Source organism: Ruegeria sp. CDSB136 (assembly GCF_059610965.1).
Genome location: NZ_JBXWOP010000012.1, coordinates 146,477 through 164,035, shown reverse-complemented (window position 1 = coordinate 164,035; position 17,559 = coordinate 146,477). Strand labels below are relative to the sequence as shown.

Sequence of the window (17,559 nt, the reverse complement as noted above, 5' to 3'; positions counted from 1 at the left end):
CAAAACAATCAAATTTTCGAATAATTCAATCCGTGAGTACGAGTAAACAGGTAAAATGTTATGAGTGAAAATAATCGTCGCGAGTTAATTCGCATCGCAGAAGACATGAATGAAGTGAGCAATGACGAAACCCGTCAGTTCATTTCGCGCATTGTCAGAGACCTTACAAATCTGAGGCCCTCCATCGCTTTTGTCGGTCAGATCAAGGCCGGTAAGTCTCGTCTGATCAATGGCTTCACCGGGCAGGCCGAGTTCCTTCCGTCGGATGTAAACCCCTGGACCACCGTAATCACCGATATGCATTTCGGGCATCCTTCGGGCCGGACGGACGGGGCCGAGTTTCATTTCTTCGACAATCGCCAATGGCAGGCGCTGATCGCCGAAGGTGAAGAATTGCGCAACATGTTCCCCGACGACGAGGACAGCTATAAGCGCGAGATGATCGAGGAACAGGTCGAGGCGATGAAAACCCGCGCCCGGCTGCGTCTGGGCGAAAGCTATGAACAACTGCTGGGTCAGCACCACGATCTGGAGCATCTCAATACGGACGATCTGGCGCGCTATGTCTGCGCCGGGGATGATCCAACCGATACTGAAACGCACGACCCCGGTTCTGACCGGGGCCTCTACAGTGACATTACCCGCAAGGCCGAAGTCTATTTTGATATCGGCCACTTTCCGTTCCCGCTGACCGTCACGGACACACCCGGTGTCAACGACCCGCTGCTGATCCGCGAGGAAATCTCGCGCCAGTATCTGAAGGAATCCGACTTTTTTGTTGTGGTTCTGTCGGCGCATCAGGCCCTGTCCCGGGCTGACCTGAAACTCTTCCGTTTGATGCAGGCGTTGGAGTTGGGCCAGATCGTCGTGTTTATCAACCGCGTGGACGAACTGGGCGGTGGTGCCGAAGATGCCACGAAAGTGCGTGCGGATGTTCGCGACGGACTTGAGAAAGCCCTTGGAAACTCGGATATCGACGTTTTGATGGGCAGTGCCCAATGGGCACATTATGCCCTCACCGGAGATGACACCGGGATCAATCACGATCACGTTCTTGCCTGGTTGCGAGCCCATCCCGAACAGATGAAGCAATATCTGAAAGGTGTTGAGGAGATCAAACAGGGGCCCGGTCCCATCAGTCGCGAAGGTGTCCTGCGCTTTGCGGCCATGATCGCCTCGGGCCTTCCGGATCTGCGCCGGCATGTGACCCGCGCCCTCACCGAGGGCCCCCGGAACGAACAGATGCGCATGGCGTGGCAGCACCTGAACAGTTTCGCCAAGGGCGAGGTTGAACGCTCTGGCGCGCATCTTCGCGCTTTGGAAGCCGATTCCGGCAAAGACACTTCAAGTGCGGATGAAAACGACAAGACGCTGGGCGATCTTCGCGCCTTGGTGGTCGAAAAAACCAGCGAAATCGCAAATGATATGGACGACGTTCTGGCCAATCTGCGAGGTGTCATGGATGACACGGTGGCTGAATCCGTATCGGGCGTGGTGCGCGGACCGAACGGGCAATCGCCGCTGCTGATCAGGGGCGGCGATACCGAATTGAACTTTACCCCGCTGCGCGATCGGATGCGGGAGCTTGTTCAGGGGGCGACGCAGGTCGTCCGTCAACGGATGCTGAGCGAGCTTTACGCCATCGACATGCAATGCAACGCGGCACTGCGTACACTGGCAGGCTGGCATGATCCGGCTGACAACCGCATGAACACCAGTGCCGTGCGGTGGTACCGGCCGGACACAACCGCCCTGACACGCGGAATCACGGTAGAGTTGCGTGTGAACTGGCTCTCTCGCCTGATATCGCGTAATAGTGTGGTATCCAGGGCCGAACGAATGATCGTTCAGGAATTCGAGATGATCGGAGATGATCTGGTCGACACCGCGCGCGGGGATTTACTGGAACGTCTGAATACTGTTCTGGATCACTACATGGCTCTGTTGGCCGGACATCTTGAACATCGCGCCGGTAGCGGTGAGGCAAATGCGAGAACACAGGCGCAGACCGCATATGATCGCGCCCGGCGGATTGCCGATGAACTGGGTTCCGTTTTCGGACCGAATTTGGCGGAAAACACACAAGCAGAGGCTGCTGAATGATTGAATTTCCCGGAACCGAAAAGGAAGTGCGCCAGCTTGAGCGCTTTCTGACCGCGACGGAGGCATTGCCTTCCGATACGGCGCTGGACAAAATGCGCGAGCGTGCGCTGGCCCACGCCGAACGGTTGTCCAATGCTGTCAATATCGGTTTCGCGGGCGAGTTCGGGGCTGGCAAATCCAGTCTGGCCAACATGCTGGCCGGGGCCGACATACTGCCGACCGGGCCGCAACATCTGAAACTGCCTTTGGTGATTGTTGCCTATGCCGATACACCGGAAACAACCGTCGGATGGTGGGATAAAGAGCCAAGGGTGTACTCTGGCATAGCGCTTGAGAAGGCGGCTGCGGACAATCCAGATTTCATCTCAGTCGGGCTGAATACACCTGCACTCAAGGAAATCTCGCTGTTCGATCTGCCGGGGTCAGGTGCGCTTGACGATACGTACAAGCAAACGCTGGACCTTCTGAAGTTTGTCGACTGCGCGATCTGGTGCACAAACGGAACCAATGCTTGGCGCGAAACCGAACGCCATCTGTGGGCCCGGGTTCCGGAAGAACTGCGGGCAAACAGCCTGCTGGCCGTTACTCATACCGATCTGCCGCCGGTCCGCGATGCGCTGGATCGTGTTCTGGCTCGGTTGAACAAGGAAAAGGGCAACCTGTTCCGTGCGGTTGTCCCTATCGGCACACCGATAGCGGTCAAGGCAATGGCGCAAGAGCCCGAGCCCGATTTCGACCTATGGGAAACATGCGGCGGGCAAAATTTGGCGGAACAGGTATTGCAGGTCGCATCCGACCGACGCCTGAAGGATCTGGAGGCTGCTCGCACCGACCTGCGGCAACAATTTCTGCCCTATCTGGAAAGCCTGCCCGGTGAGGAACCGGCGCCGGAGCCAGAAAGCACCGATGCGTCGGCAATGCACACGGCGTTGGGGACTGCACTGCCCCCATTGGACAACCCCATCCTGGAAGACTGGCTGGCCGCAATCACCAGCATCTACGAGGACCTGCGGGAATCGTCCAGTATCGAACCCGCAGCCTTCCTTCAAAGCTGTCAGGATATTGTCGAAGACTTCGCCGAACGTCTGGAACAGGGGGATGAAATCGACCCCGAGGCAGACTGGATACCGGGTGAGTTCGAAAAGGCCACCGACCTGCTGCTGTTGCTTCAGTTCGAAAGTGGCGATGCGCCGCTCAAGGACGCGATCAGCATCTTGGCGCAACTGGGCGACAACCTGGCCTGGGCCGGAAGCAAGGTTTCCTCACCACAACCGAAAACCGGCACCTGACAATTTTCTCTTTAAAATTGATCTTGGATATCGCGAATCGAGCTCGGCAGAATCGGGCTTTTATTGTTTCTAATTCGTGGACCAAGAGCGTTTAGCGGACGATCAGTTCACACGCTTGACGAGCTGGAACACAACATATAGCTACAACACCCGCCTCTGTTACTGTATGTAGTTTTTGATCAAAAACGATCCTTAGTGAAGCCATCAGGTGGCCCCAATAAAGTCAAATTTGAAACGTCTAACCGTTCTCAAGTGTTCTGCGGTTGTTTCTGGTTGTGAGTTCGAGGGCCATTTGCCCGGTTGTCATTACGCCGCAAAGTTTAGAACGGGTGGAAAGAATGAGCCGCAACCAGGCAGTCGGTGCATCGCACGACGAACCGAAAATTGAAGGATTGGAACCGGGCGCAAAGCTGTTGCGCGGCCAGTATGAAATCCTTCGCTATCTCAGCAACGGCGGATTTGGGATTACCTATCTGGCGCGCGACAGCCTGGAGCGCGATGTGGTGATCAAGGAATGCTATCCCGGTGCCCTTTGCCGCCGGAATGGCGATCTGGTGGAACCCAACGACCCCTCGTATCAAGAAGACCTGCGCGCGATCATCGACCTGTTCATTCAGGAAGCCCGCAACCACGCGCGGCTTGTCCACCCCAATATCGTCGATGTGCATCAGGTGTTCGAAGACAATGACACCGCGTATATCGCCATGGACCTGATCCGGGGTTGCGACCTGCTGGATTACGTCGAGAACCCTGAAAATGATGGTGGGCCCGACTTCATCGTTCAGGTCACGGAAAAAATGCTGTCGGCCGTGTCCTTCATTCACCAAAGCGGCATGTTGCACCGTGACATCTCGCCCGACAACATTCTGATCGACGAAAATGGCGATCCTGTTCTGATCGATTTTGGTGCAGCCCGGGAACAGGCAGCACATCAGAGCGCGGCTCTTCTGACGCTTCGGGTGATCAAGGACGGCTATTCCCCCCACGAATTCTATGTGCGCGGGGCCGAGCAAGGCCCAAGCAGCGACCTGTATGTTCTTGCGGCGACCCTGTACCACGCGATCAGTGGCGAACGCCCCATAGATGGCCAGACCCGCCTGAACGCCTTCAACAGCAGCCAGGATGACCCTTACACTCCGTTGTCAGGGCAATTTGAAGGTTATCCCGAGGGATTTCTGGAAGCGATTGACAAGGCGATGGAAGTTCACGCCACGGACCGGTTGCAAAACGCGCTGGAGTGGTTGCGGATGTTCCGTGGCCCGAGCGTGATGTTCGACAGCTTTGCCTATCGCCCTGTGTCGGTCATCGTCGGCATGGACCGCAAAGATGACGAGGAAGAAAAAGCCCGCATCAAGGCCGAAAGCGAAAATGCCGAGGCGGTGGTTACCGCCCTGCTCGCGGGCAACCAGGACATCGTCATCGGCAATGACGATGACAAAGATCTGGCCAAATTCGCGCCCAAGGCCGACGAGCCGGTTGCGGTAGACACCGTTGTACAAAACCGGTCAGGCGGCAGCGGCAAAATGATTGCCGGCCTTGCCGTAGTCGCAGCACTTGCGGCAGGTGGTTACATCTTTATGGAGAGCAACAAAGGCACCGATATCTCCAGCACCACGGAAATAGCCACACCTGCGGCCGAAACGGCGGAACCTGCGGTAATTGCCGCGGAACCCGCCGAAGAAAAGACCGAAGTTGCAGCCGCCCCAGTCGAAGAACCCCCAGAGGTTGCGGCGCCGGTCAGTGCAGACACCACCGCAGTCGAGACCGTTCAGACCGAAACGGAAACAGCAGTTGTCACACCTGCCGAACCCGTCACCATACAGGAAGAAGACCCCCAGGAGCAGCCTGTCGAGCAGACACAGGCCAAACCGGCGGCCCTGAACGAGGCCGAAGCAAAGACCGCCGAGGGAACAGCGGAAACAGAAACACCCGCGGCCCCGGCGGCACCGGTTAACCTCGCTGAAACGCAAGTTGCATTCGCTCATTGGGACGTAGAAATTCCTTTTGCGACCGCCAAACGCCGCGCCTCAACCGGTAACGTGATCGCCGTTACCGAGGTTGATCCGTCGCTTGACATGGGCGTCATCGGTGAATGGGTCCAACGCGGTGCCGCGATTTTCACACTGAATGGCAATCCAGTGCGCTCGGATGTGACGTTTGCCGCCCAAGTTCTGGATGACCTAAAGGTCGATCCGGATGGCTATATCCGGGTATCTGCACGCTATCGCCCATTGGGCAAGACCCGCGCTCAGAACGGATTGCTGGCGTTGCCTGCTCATCGCAAGCTCGGGCTGGAGAATGGGTTTGCCTTTGATATCCGTCACAACGGTGACGGCTGGCAGACGGTTGTCACCAGTGCCCCTGCAGGTAAAGCAGGCGGCCTTCGGCAAGGGGATGTTCTGCGGAATGAAACGCATACCGGTCTGGCCATTGACGGCCCGGAAAGCCTGGATGCTGTACTGGCCGATCTGGTCTCGGAAAATCAGCCCCAGGCACGGCTGACTGTGTTGCGCAACGGTGCGGACACGTCTGCCACCATGCCTTTGGCGAGGGAGTGATCGGACAGTTTGAAATGTGATCTGCCAGTGTGTGTTTGCTGAGGGTCGCGGGTCAAACCCGCAACCCTGACGGGAACCGGCCCGTCGCGGAAAGTTAAGTTAGTTCTCTGGTTTCTCAAATCGTAGGTGCCGCTGCGCATGTTGCGCGGAGGTGAGTAGCAGCCGCGCGGGACAGTCGTCCTGTGCCCAAAGTCAAAGGTGTCGACACCATGTTCAAATATAAAAGCCCTCTCAGCCGGCTTCTCGAAGGTGCCGGCAAAGCAAGAGAAACCGAAACCGAAGACGTTGCCGCCCCGGCGGAAGAAAGCCCGGATAACAAGCAGCCGATCGCGGACTTCAACGCACTGCGCGCAGCGTTGGGCGGTGGAAACCTCTCGGCCGAAAGCTACGAAGAAGCCGACGAACTGATCCCTGAAGAAAAAATGCCAGACTTCGCTGAAGGCGAAACTGAAGTGGACTCCTCGGATGACGAAGCGCAGGTCGAAGTAGAAGACGCGGTCGCAGAACCGGAAGCCCCACAGCCCGAAGAGGCACAGGATGATCAAGTTGTAACTCTGCACTTGACGACTGAAGTTACCAAAGTTGAGGCGGTTGAAGAAACCCCTGAGGCCGACGAAGCCGCAGTTGAAGTAATCGAAGACCCTGAAGAGCCGGAAACTCAGCCGGAACCGGAAGCCGTGCAGTCACACGAACCTCAAGTGATGCAGGTCGCCGAACCGGAAATCGTCCAGGTGCCTGAAACGGAAGTTGCACAGGCCCCGGAGGTCGAGGAAACCCCGGCAGCGCCCGTTGCCGCCGATGATCGCCGCAGCCGCGTGAAGACAACCTTCCTGGGGTTTGAGCGTGCCGACACACATGTGCAGGATCTGATGGAAACGGCCGAACCGGTCGCCAAATCCGAAGCTGCACAGGAGACCTTTCCTGTTGGCTGGCTGGTTGTCACATCCGGCCCAGGTCGTGGTGCGTGCATCACGCTGACTGAAGGCCTGATGCAGATCGGCCGCAATGACGATCAGGCCATTCAGCTGGACTTCGGCGACACAGGTATTTCGCGCAGCAACCACGCCGTGATCGCCTATGACCCCGAAGATCGCAAATGCTACCTGGGGCACGGCGGCAAGGCCAATCTTGTGCGCCTGAACGGCAAGCCGGTGCTCAGCACTGTGGCTCTGTCCAGCGGCGACCTGATCCGGATCAGCGAAACTTCGATCCGTTTCGCTGCTTTCTGTGATGACGGCTTTGACTGGCGGGATTCCTGATAGATGCTGGCGACCCCGGCATATGATATTGCACTGATCCTGGATCAGGGTCAGCGCGACACGCAGGAAGATGCGATTGCATCGCGCATGTTTGACGCGTGCAACGCAGGTTACGTGATCGTGGCCGACGGAATGGGCGGTCACGCTGCAGGTGAAATAGCTTCGGAGTTGGTGATCGCCGCCTGGCGCGGGGCACTGGACGCCGAGCTTGAGGCGGACACTCCAAGCGAAGCTGACCTGATCGACGCCCTGCCTCTGGCCGCCATGCAGGCCAATGCCGCTATCGCCAACCACAGCGAAGAACAGGGCGACGGATTCAACATGGGCTCGACCCTGCTTGGTCTTCTGCTGCTGGGCCAACGCGCGTTCTGGATTTCGATCGGTGACAGTCCGCTTTATTTGTTCCGGAATGGCCAGCTGACCCAGATAAATGAAGATCACTCGATGGCGCCCGTGATTGACGCACAAGCTGCCGAAGGTGCTCTGACCCTGGCCGAAGCGCAGGCTCACCCTGACCGCAATCAACTGACTTCGGTGGTCATGGGCGCCGCTATTCCCAAAGTCGATTGCCCTGAACAGCCTTTGAAGCTGGAAGCCGCTGATATCCTGATATTGGGCAGCGATGGGCTGCAATACCTCAACGACGCGGAAATTCGGTCCATCGTGACCGACAATGCGCAGGCCTTGGCACAGGATCTGGCGGATGCGTTGCTTCGCGCCCTGCAAGCCAAAAACGACCCCGATCAGGACAACGTATCAATCGCCGTGGTGAAACCGGCAATACCCTAACACAGGCAAAGCAACAGGACCCATGAGAAACCATCTGATCATATCAAGTCTGGCTCTCGCAGCCGCGACGGGCGCGGCCTCGGCGCAAGAGGCGTGCAGTACCTATGAGATTCAGCGAGGCGACAGCCTGCGGGAACTAGCGATACAGGTCTATTCGACTGAAGACTATCGGTTTATCTACGACGCGAACCGGGATGTCATCGGCTCGAACCCGAACATCATTCGGGTCGGCGATATTCTGACTTTCCCCTGCCTTGAAGAGGTCGGACGCGAGGCAGCAGTGCCGGATACCGAAGCCGGACGCATCGCCGCGGAAATGGCTGCTGAGTTGGTGAAAGCCGCAGAAGAGCGGGCCGAAAAAGCCATTGCCGACGCCGAAGCCCGCGTTGCAGCAGCCGAAGCCGAGGCCAAGAAGGCCAGCGAAGACGCTGTGATCGAGGCCAAAGCAGCGGCCAAAGAAGAAATTGAAGCCGCTCGCGCCGAAGCTGCAGCGCTGATCCGCAACGCTGGCGACAATAAGCAGCCCGAGGTTCGGGATCGCCAGATTTTGCTGATCACCGGCGGAAATTATGCACCCTTCACGGATGAGGCGCTGCCGAACCGCGGGCTATATACCTATCTGGTCGAAACCGCGATGCTGCGGGCCGCGCCCGAGCAATCCTACAAGATCCAGTTCGTCAACGACTGGTCGTCGCATCTGGATCTGCTGATGCCGACGCTGGCGTTCGACGCGACATTCCCCTGGTCGCGCCCCAATTGCGAAGAGGCCGAAGCCCTTTCGGACAAGGACCGTTCGCGGTGTGAGACCTACAATTTTTCCAACCCATTCTACGAGGTTGTTGACACCTTCTTCGCCCGCGAAGGTTCGGGCTATGAACAGACACTGACCTACGCGGATTTCGCGGGCACCACGATCTGCCGCCCCGAAGGCTGGTCTCTGTCGCACATGGATACGGTCGGCCTTTACGAGCCGGCGATCAAGTTGATGCGTCCGGTTTCGCCGGATGACTGCTTTCACGCCGTCATGGAAGGCACCGCCGACATCGTCGCCATCGAGGCACACCTGGCGGTCGAGGCAATCGGTCGGCTGGGTTACGAACACCGCATCATCGAAAACCCCAATCTGGCGGCGATCAAGTCGCTTAACATCATGACCCACAAGGACAATCCTGACGGGGAGGCAATCCTTGAGACGCTGAACCAGGGTCTGGCAATCATGCAGCAATCGGGCGAATGGCGCGACATCGTGTCGACCGCCCTGCGTCACCAAATGGAAAATGGCTAAGGCCGCAATCGGCCTGACACACAAGAAAGTCTGGAGGAAGTGGACATGTTTAATATTGATCTGAAGAAAGTGGTAATGTCGGCCACCGCCGTCACAGCACTGAGCGCAACCGCGGCGGCGGCACAGGAAGCCTGTACCAACTACACCGTCGAGGATGGCGATACGATGGCAACCATCGCCATCGCGGCTTATGGAACGTCGAACTATCAGCCGATCTTCAACGCGAACCGCAACGTTATTACGAACCCGAACGCACTGGAGCCGGGCCTGGTTCTGGCCCTGCCCTGTGAGGACGGCAGCCTGCCCAACGGTCAGACCGCACAGGAAATCATCGCGGCGGAAGAACAGCGCGCGGCCAGCGTAAAGCGGTCGAGCGTCTACCAACCGCCGATCAAACTGGTCACCGGCAATGGCTGGGCACCGTTTGCCGATGAATCGCTGAACGGCGGCGGTGCAATCACCCGCCTGGGCACCACTGCCCTGCAGCGTGGCGGCAACGCCCGCGACTATTCGGTCAGCTTCGTGGACGACTGGAACTCGCACCTGGAAACGCTGCTGCCTTTGGGGGCGTTTGACGTATCCATGGCGTGGAACATGCCCGACTGCACCAACCGCACCTACGAATGGTCGTGGGAAACTGAAGTGCGCTGCACCCAGTTCGACTCGTCCGTTCCGGTTTATGACATCGTGGTCGGGTTCTACACCCTGCCGGAAAGCAGCTATGCAAGCGCGACAACTTTCGAAGAGCTGAAAGGGTCCACCATCTGCCGCATGGACGGCTGGTTCATCCACGATCTGGAACAGGAAGGCCTGCACAACGGCGAATCCATGACCCTGATGCAACCCATCACCGCGCGCGAATGCCTCGACGCTGTTCTGACAGGTACCGCCGACGTCGCGACGTTCGAAGTTCAGTTGTTCTCGGACACCATGGTCGAAATGGGCCTGAACCAGAACGACATGGTGGAAAACCCCTTCGTGACCTCGCTGTCTTCGCTGCGCTTCATCAGCCACCGGAGCAACCCGTTCGGCAAGCAGTATCTGGCGATGCTGAACAAGGGCCTGAACGAAATGCGTGAATCCGGCGAATGGTACGCCATCGTTTCTGACACGCTGCGCGAGCACAACGAGAAACTTATGGCAGCTTCGAACTGATCCCTCGGTTCAGCTGATACACTGGGGCCGGTTCCGCAACCGGCCCCTTTTTTGTTCGTGATAACCCAGTGCCCTGGCCTGGACATGGTGGTTGGGCGCCGCATCACGGAACTGAAAGAAGCCTAAGCTGATCGCCTTTTTGTCCTTTGTATCCGGGATTATTCTGGACACGGTGACCGTCGGACGGCGGGAAATGAAGCGGCTGCATTATCTCAGCCTGCCAGCGCCAATATCCAAATAACGGCACTCGGTCTGCTTTCGGACGGGCAAAAAACACCCCAACTACGGGAAACCCCCAATATCGGAAGCTGCCGGGTTTGATATTCTGACCCCAACAGCACCGGTGAGGCCTGAGCCTCTCCACTCACTTGAAAAGGGACTGACTTTGGGGGTCAGTCCCTTTTTACTTGGCTCATTGGATATTTACTATCCGTAAAGGGCCGCACAGGTACGCGCGGCCCTGGATAATTTTACCCGATAATGGCGTTCAACGTCGCGCTGGGGCGCATGACCGCGGCTGCCTTCGTCGGATCTGCGTGATAGTATCCACCCAGATCGGCGGGCGCGCCTTGCGCCGCAGCCAGTTCGGACAGGATTTGCTCTTCCTTGTCGGCAAGTTCTTTGGCAACCGGGGCAAATTCGGCGGCCAGATCGGCGTCATCGGATTGCGCAGCCAGCGCCTCGGCCCAATATCGTGCAAACCAGTAGTGGCTGTCGCGGTTGTCGGGCTGGCCAACCTTGCGGCTGGGCGATTTGTTGTTGTCCAGAATGCCTTGCGTCGCGGCTTCGGCTGCAGCACCCAGAACCCCGGCCTTAGTATTGCCCTTGCTGTCGGCCAGGAAGTTCAGCGATTCACCCAGCGCACAGAACTCACCCATCGAGTCCCAGCGCAGGTGGTTTTCCTCCACCAACTGCTGCACGTGTTTGGGCGCCGAGCCACCCGCACCGGTCTCAAACAGACCGCCGCCATTCATCAGTTTGACGATCGACAGCATCTTGGCCGACGTGCCCAGTTCAAGGATCGGGAACAGGTCGGTCAGGTAGTCACGCAGGACGTTGCCGGTGATCGCGATGCTATCCTTGCCTGCTGTAATGGTCTCCAGCGACTGACGGGTCGCCTCACGCGGGGCCATGATCAGGAACTTGTCCGCGACGCCAGCCGCCTCAAGCGCCGGTTTGACGTATTTGATCAGCTCTGCGTCATGGGCGCGGTTTGCGTCCAGCCAGAAGATCGCCTCGGAACCGGTCAGGCGCTGACGGTCCATCGCCAGCTCAATCCAGTTTTCGATCGGAGCCATTTTGACGGTGCAGGACCGCCATATATCGCCCTTTTCGACCTCATGCGAATGCAGCGTCTCACCATTGGCCAATACGATACGGATCGTGCCATCGGCGGGTGCTTGGAAGGTGGTCGGGTGCGAGCCGTATTCTTCCGCCTTCTGCGCCATCAAGCCCACATTGGCCACGGCACCGGCAGTTGCCGGGTTCAGCGCGCCGTTGGCTTGGAAGAAGTTGATGGCCTCATCATAGACGGGCGCATAACAGCGGTCGGGAATCACGCAGTTGGTGTCACCCTTCGCGCCGGTTTCGTCCCAGCCCTTGCCGCCTGCACGGATCACGGCGGGCATCGACGCGTCGATAATCACGTCCGACGGGACGTGCAAGTTGGTGATGCCCTTGTCGCTATCAACCATGTACATGGACGGACGATCCGCCTTGATCGCGTCGATCGCGGCCATGATGTCGGCATTGTCTTTCACGCGATCCAACAGATCACCCAGACCCGAGTTCGGGTTCACGCCCAATGCGTCCAGTTCCGCGCCAAACTTCTCGAACACCGGTGCCAGCCACGCTTTGACCGCATAGCCAAAGATGATCGGGTCACTGACCTTCATCATCGTCGCCTTCATGTGCAGCGAGAACATGGTGCCATCTTTTTTAGTGTCCTCGATGGCGTCCGCCAGGAACGAAGACAGCGCCTTGACCGACATGAAGGTCGCGTCGGCAACAGTGCCTTCGGCCAGAGGCCAGGCATCTTTCAGAACGATCACGCTGCCGTCCTTGCCAACAAATTCGATCTTGGCATCACCCGCCTGAGCAGCCGTGATAGTTGCCGATTTCTCATTCGCATAGAAATCGTTGCCAGACATGGAAGACACTTTGGTTTTGCTATCCGACACCCACTCACCCATCGAATGCGGGTTCTTCTGAGCGTAGTTCTTGACCGCACGGGCCGCGCGACGATCCGAGTTGCCCTCACGCAGAACCGGGTTAACAGCCGAACCTTTGATGGCATCATAACGTGCGCGGATCGCCTTTTCCTCGACAGTCGAAGGCTCTTCGGGGTAGTTCGGAATATTGTAGCCCTGCGATTGAAGCTCTTCGATGGCTGCAACCAACTGCGGGACCGACGCCGAGATATTCGGCAGCTTGATCACATTGGCATCCGGCGTCTTCACCAGCTCACCCAGAGCGGCCAGATCGTCTGTGATGCGCTGATCTTCGGTCAGGTTCTCGGGGAAGGTTGCCAGAATGCGGCCCGCCAGCGAAATATCCTTGGTGCCGACACTCACGCCAGCGGCCGAAGCGAACTTGCGAATGATGGGCAGGAACGATGCGCTCGCCAGCTCCGGCGCTTCGTCTACAATGGTATACAATATATCGAAGTTCGATTTTTCTGCCATATTCCCTTACCTTTTTTAAGCCTTTCAGGGGCGTGCGATCCAAGAGTTGATGCCACATCAACGTGGCGCGGCAGGGGCACGATCAGGATGCTGCCCCTTGGTTACTCTGATTTGACAGGGCCTCCCATAAAACAGGATGGCCCCGGGATCAATCACCGGAACGCGCGCAAATTGACACGGGGTTGGGTGAACCAGATGAAACGGCGCAGAAAAAGGGTCGACCTTGCTGCCTCAGACGCCCCAGGTGTCGCTCAGACGATAGCCGCCCGGCCAAGGGTCATCGGGATCCAGCATGTGTTGGTGAATGCCGGTAATCCAGCCCTGGCCGCTGATCTCCGGGACAATAGCCGCGCGATCGCCCAGCCGTGTTGCCTCGACGATTCGACCGGTAAAACGCGAACTGATGATGGAAATGGCTTCGAACGTTTGGCCGACCTGCATCTGTCCTTTGGCGGCCATCAACGCCATGCGTGCCGAGACCGCCGTGCCGGTGGGTGAGCGATCGACTTTACCCGGTTGAATGGCCACGGCGGACTTGCCGCGCACCCCTTCGGGAGTTTCCTCCAAGGGACCGCAGAAGGCACAGAAGGAGATGTGATCCCAATCCGGGTTTTCGGGATGGAAAAAACCAATCTGTTCATTCGCCGCATTTGTGATTGCAACACCCATACGCGCGATGTCACGCGCCTCGTCTTCGGTGATCTCAAAGCCCAGAGCGGCGGTATCGACGACAACGAAACTGTCGCCTCCAAAGGCCGTATCGACCTGCAACGTTCCGACGCCCGGAACTTCGAGTGGAACGCCGAGCTTGTCGGCAAAGCTGGGCAGGTTCTGCACAAAGATACGTCTGGCCTTGCCGCCCTCGCACTCGGCCCGGACACGGACCAGGCCGCCGGGCGCCTCCAGCGTCAGATGGGTTTCGGGCTCCTGCATCGGGATGATGCCGCCATCCAGCAACACGGTCGATACGCAGATCGAATTCGATCCGGACATCGGCGGCGTATCTTCAGGTTCCATGATGATAAAACCCGCATCAGCGTCAGGATGTTTGGGCGGCACCAGCAGGTTTACATGCCGAAATACTCCGCCCCGCGGTTCGTTCAGGACAAAATTTCGTAAGGTCTGATCATTTGCGATGAATGAACGCTGGTCCCACAGCGTGTCGCCCGGGGGCGGCGCGACACCGCCAACGATCACATCCCCGACCTCGCCTTCGGCATGGGCTGAAATCACATGAATTGTCTTCACGCTGCGCATGAGGGCTCCTTAAAACCGGGTGGCAGAAAAGGGATCAGGGGAAATCTCAGGAGTATTATCGACAAGGATGTCGGCAACCATTTCAGCGGTCCCTGCTGACTGGGTCAAACCCAGATGACCATGGCCAAACGCATAGATCACATTGCGTGAACGGCGTGCAGGGCCAATCACCGGAATACTGTCGGGCAGCGACGGGCGGAATCCCATCCATTGCGTACCACCTTCGGTCCTGAGCCCCGGCAGGAACTGCGTCGCCTTTTGCAAAAGGGTTTCCGCCCTCCGGTAATTCGGTGGCAGTTTCAGCCCACCAAGCTCGACAGCACCCCCGATGCGCACGCCGCCGTTGATGCGACTGGCCACGAATCCGTGGCGGGAAAAGGTCAGATGCATCCGCAGATCGAAGGTGCCCTCGGGCAGGGTCGTGTTATACCCGCGCTCGGTCTCCAGAGGGATGTGATCGCCCAGAGTGCGCGCCAGTTCATGCGACCACGCACCGGAAGCGACGACAACCTTGTCGGCCTCAACCGTTCCACCGGCATGGCTCAGTTGCACCGATGTGTCCCGGGGAGTAACGGCGCGAATCTCCATTTGCTCGATCCGGCCGCCGCGATCCAGAAACGCTTGCGCCAGATGGCCTACCCAAGTTTTTGGATCGACCGTGTTCATCCAACCCGGTGTGAAACCGGCATGAGTAAAGCGGGGGCTGAGACCAGGCTGCAACTCGGCAATGGCTTCACGGTTTTCCAGCAGTTCAAACGCGATCCCGTGACGGCGGCGTGTTTCCCATCCGGGCAGGCTGGCACGAAACTCTGCCTCGCCTTCGTAAAGCTGCATCTGACCATCCCGCTGAATCAGCGCCTCGCCATCGACGTCCGAAATCAGACGCTCCAGCGCAGCGCCCGACAGGCGCATGAGGCCCGCCTGTGCGGCCAGAAGCTCGTGATACCGGCGCGGACGGCTGGCCTGCCAGAACCGCATCATCCAAGGAATGATCTGCAGGGCATAGGCAGGGGGAATTGACAAAGGCCCCAGCGGATCCAGCAACCATTTAGGTGCCTTGCGCATGATGCCCGGCGTCGCCAGCGGCTCGACCTCGGTCAGGGCAAACGCTCCGGCATTGCCGGCAGAAGCCTGCGCCGCGACGCCTTCGCGGTCCAGCACGCGGACATTATGACCCCGACGCTGCAGCTCAAGCGCAGTTGTTATGCCGATGACACCGGCACCGATTATCACCACGTCCGAATGCGTCACGTCGCAATCCCGTCTTTGAACGGATCATTTTCGGCAAAGATCAGCTTCGCCTCGGCCATGACATGGGCCTGCCCGGTAATCGAGGGTATGACACCTCCATTCGGGCCCGGCTGATAAGACAGGCGATAGGTGCTTCCGATCACAGATTCCTGCACGATCTCCTCGCCCGGGGCCAGTTTTCCATCCGCCGCCAAACAGGCCAGCCGTGCCGAACTACCGGTGCCGCAGGGCGAGCGGTCGTAATTGTCATCCGGACACAGGACAAAGTTGCGGCTGTACACACCATCCGTCGAGGACGTTCCCTGAAAGATTACATGATCAACCGGTTCACCCCGTTCGCCGCCAATACCCTGCGCGATCGAAGCCTCGCGGATGGCGACGGCCATGTTCGTCAGCTTTGCGATATTCCCGACACAAACCGGAATTGGACTGGGATCGACAATGAAGAACCAGTTGCCACCATAAGCCAGATCGCCCGTCACTGGCCCGTTGTCCGGCACGTCCAGGGTGGCTGAGCGCTGTACCCGGCGGCTTTCGATGTTTGTGACGGTCACCGTGTTTGCGTCATGCAATTCGACCGTCACCACCCCCGCAGGAGTTTCGATGCGATGGGTGCCCTGCCCGATCCGACCCAAGTGGGCCAATGTCACGGTCAGACCAATGGTGCCATGACCACACATGCCAAGCACCGCGTCTACGTCAAAATAAATCACGCCGGTCACACAAGTCGGATCAACCGGTTCGACCAGCAATGCGCCAACCATGGCCGGTTGCCCGCGCGGCTCGAGCATGATGGAGCGGTAAAACTCCTCATGCTCGGTCGCCAGTCGCCGGGCTCGTTCGGCCATGGGGCCATTGCCCAGATCAGGTGCGCCATCCAGGATCACCCGCGTGGGCTCGCCCCCGGTATGGCTGTCGATCACATGCATTCAGCGATCACCCCGCCCTGCGCTGACCAGTCGGCGAACCAGCTTTTGAACAGTTCATACTGCTGTTCACAATAGTTGCGCTGTGCATCATTCAACTCATCGCTTTCGTTAAAGTGCAGGCGGTATTCCGGTTCACCGTTCAGCACTAACAGATGCTTGTAATAGAGCACCAGATCGGGGCCTTCGTCAAAGCTGGAAAGAACATGGAACGCCTCGGTCAATTCCTGAGCGCGCAAACGGGCCTCGGCGCTTCCGGTGGCGGCTTTTTGCGACAACGCCGCCAGCAACAGCGCCTCGCGCGGCAGCGCATTGCCGATTCCGGTAATCGAACCGGTCGCGCCACAGTTTACAAAGCCATGAAAGACTTCGGTATCGACGCCTACCATCAGGGTCACATTGTCATCCTGACTGGTGATGTTCTCTGCTGCGTAGCGCAGATCGTCCTTGCCACCGAATTCCTTGAACCCGATCAGATTGGAGTGTTCGGCCCGCAGCGCAAAGAACAACTCGGCGCGGGTGGCGAATCCGTAATAGGGGCTGTTGTAGATCACGGCAGGAATGTCGGGCGCCGCAGTAAGAATATCTCTAAAATGGTTCTTCTGCGCCGCCGGCGAACTGCCACGTGACAGAACGCGCGGGATCACCATCAGGCCGGCGGCGCCCACTTTTTGCGCGTGGGCGGCATGGGCCACGGCGGATTTTGTGTTAATGGCCCCGGTGCCCACGACAACCGGAAGTCCGGCGGCTACCAGACGCTCGACCCCCTCCATCCGCTGTTCATCGGTCAGCAGGGGCCAATCCCCCATCGAACCGCAATAGACAACCGCCGACATCCCTGCATCGATCATCTCCTGACCCTTGCGGACCAGTGCGTCATAATCCGGTTTGCGGTCCGGTGTACAGGGCGTCATGAGGGCGGGCATGGTGCCGGTGAAGACATTTTTTGGCATGGGGCAAATCCTTTGGAAGCAGCGTTTCGTACGGCAGGAGGAAATCAGGT

Annotated in this window: 12 protein-coding genes; 7 read left to right on the top strand and 5 right to left on the bottom strand. The window is 58.4% G+C overall.

The genetic code is table 11. The features are described 5' to 3' along the window. The first annotated feature begins 60 nt into the window (after positions 1-60). From AC2FIR_RS14310 to AC2FIR_RS14280, 7 genes are all read left to right on the top strand, one after another. Positions 61-2,103, top strand: a complete 2,043-nt coding sequence (locus AC2FIR_RS14310) for a dynamin family protein (protein ID WP_496746333.1) — start codon at positions 61-63, stop codon at positions 2,101-2,103. After that, a complete protein-coding gene (locus AC2FIR_RS14305; protein WP_170681371.1) occupies positions 2,100-3,392 on the top strand; it encodes a dynamin family protein in 1,293 nt (430 codons plus the stop codon). Before AC2FIR_RS14310 ends, AC2FIR_RS14305 begins: the two co-directional genes overlap by 4 nt. A 338-nt stretch (positions 3,393-3,730) precedes the next feature. Continuing rightward, positions 3,731-5,950 carry a protein kinase domain-containing protein gene (locus AC2FIR_RS14300; RefSeq protein ID WP_496746332.1) on the top strand — a complete coding sequence of 740 codons (2,220 nt, stop codon included), beginning with the start codon at positions 3,731-3,733 and terminating at the stop codon, positions 5,948-5,950. Between the two features lie 209 nt (positions 5,951-6,159). Beyond that, positions 6,160-7,209, top strand: coding sequence for an FHA domain-containing protein (locus AC2FIR_RS14295; RefSeq protein WP_496746330.1), 1,050 nt, complete (start codon positions 6,160-6,162; stop codon positions 7,207-7,209). Positions 7,210-7,212: 3 nt separating this feature from the next. Then, positions 7,213-7,998, top strand: coding sequence for a PP2C family protein-serine/threonine phosphatase (locus tag AC2FIR_RS14290; protein WP_170611173.1), 786 nt, complete (start codon positions 7,213-7,215; stop codon positions 7,996-7,998). 22 nt (positions 7,999-8,020) lie between these two features. Beyond that, positions 8,021-9,283, top strand: a complete 1,263-nt coding sequence (locus tag AC2FIR_RS14285; RefSeq protein WP_496746328.1) for a type 2 periplasmic-binding domain-containing protein — start codon at positions 8,021-8,023, stop codon at positions 9,281-9,283. Between the two features lie 45 nt (positions 9,284-9,328). Next, complete coding sequence (locus tag AC2FIR_RS14280; RefSeq protein ID WP_170611179.1) at positions 9,329-10,438, top strand: transporter substrate-binding domain-containing protein; 1,110 nt, start codon at positions 9,329-9,331, stop codon at positions 10,436-10,438. A gap of 470 nt (positions 10,439-10,908) precedes the next feature. Here AC2FIR_RS14280 and AC2FIR_RS14275 read toward each other — a convergent pair whose 3' ends face one another. From AC2FIR_RS14275 to AC2FIR_RS14255, 5 genes are all read right to left on the bottom strand, one after another. Beyond that, positions 10,909-13,122: an NADP-dependent isocitrate dehydrogenase gene (locus AC2FIR_RS14275; protein ID WP_496746326.1), complete on the bottom strand. Its 2,214-nt coding sequence runs from the start codon at positions 13,120-13,122 to the stop codon at positions 10,909-10,911. Between the two features lie 231 nt (positions 13,123-13,353). Beyond that, the gene (locus tag AC2FIR_RS14270; protein WP_496762583.1) at positions 13,354-14,379 is read right to left on the bottom strand and encodes a trans-3-hydroxy-L-proline dehydratase; all 1,026 of its coding nucleotides are present in this window, start codon (positions 14,377-14,379) and stop codon (positions 13,354-13,356) included. A gap of 9 nt (positions 14,380-14,388) precedes the next feature. Next, positions 14,389-15,630, bottom strand: a complete 1,242-nt coding sequence (locus tag AC2FIR_RS14265; protein ID WP_496746322.1) for an NAD(P)/FAD-dependent oxidoreductase — start codon at positions 15,628-15,630, stop codon at positions 14,389-14,391. Next, positions 15,627-16,559 carry a 4-hydroxyproline epimerase gene (locus AC2FIR_RS14260; protein WP_170807606.1) on the bottom strand — a complete coding sequence of 311 codons (933 nt, stop codon included), beginning with the start codon at positions 16,557-16,559 and terminating at the stop codon, positions 15,627-15,629. The genes AC2FIR_RS14265 and AC2FIR_RS14260 overlap by 4 nt, the downstream gene beginning before the upstream one ends. Further along, positions 16,550-17,509, bottom strand: a complete 960-nt coding sequence (locus tag AC2FIR_RS14255; protein ID WP_170807605.1) for a dihydrodipicolinate synthase family protein — start codon at positions 17,507-17,509, stop codon at positions 16,550-16,552. The genes AC2FIR_RS14260 and AC2FIR_RS14255 overlap by 10 nt, the downstream gene beginning before the upstream one ends. Positions 17,510-17,559 lie beyond the last annotated feature (50 nt).

Coding starts and splice junctions, on each gene's coding strand:
- AC2FIR_RS14310 (WP_496746333.1), top strand. CDS start 61: ATGAGTGAAAATAATCGTCGCGAGTTAATTCGCATCGCAGAAGACATG.
- AC2FIR_RS14305 (WP_170681371.1), top strand. CDS start 2,100: ATGATTGAATTTCCCGGAACCGAAAAGGAAGTGCGCCAGCTTGAGCGC.
- AC2FIR_RS14300 (WP_496746332.1), top strand. CDS start 3,731: ATGAGCCGCAACCAGGCAGTCGGTGCATCGCACGACGAACCGAAAATT.
- AC2FIR_RS14295 (WP_496746330.1), top strand. CDS start 6,160: ATGTTCAAATATAAAAGCCCTCTCAGCCGGCTTCTCGAAGGTGCCGGC.
- AC2FIR_RS14290 (WP_170611173.1), top strand. CDS start 7,213: ATGCTGGCGACCCCGGCATATGATATTGCACTGATCCTGGATCAGGGT.
- AC2FIR_RS14285 (WP_496746328.1), top strand. CDS start 8,021: ATGAGAAACCATCTGATCATATCAAGTCTGGCTCTCGCAGCCGCGACG.
- AC2FIR_RS14280 (WP_170611179.1), top strand. CDS start 9,329: ATGTTTAATATTGATCTGAAGAAAGTGGTAATGTCGGCCACCGCCGTC.
- AC2FIR_RS14275 (WP_496746326.1), bottom strand. CDS start 13,122: ATGGCAGAAAAATCGAACTTCGATATATTGTATACCATTGTAGACGAA.
- AC2FIR_RS14270 (WP_496762583.1), bottom strand. CDS start 14,379: ATGCGCAGCGTGAAGACAATTCATGTGATTTCAGCCCATGCCGAAGGC.
- AC2FIR_RS14260 (WP_170807606.1), bottom strand. CDS start 16,559: ATGCATGTGATCGACAGCCATACCGGGGGCGAGCCCACGCGGGTGATC.
- AC2FIR_RS14255 (WP_170807605.1), bottom strand. CDS start 17,509: ATGCCAAAAAATGTCTTCACCGGCACCATGCCCGCCCTCATGACGCCC.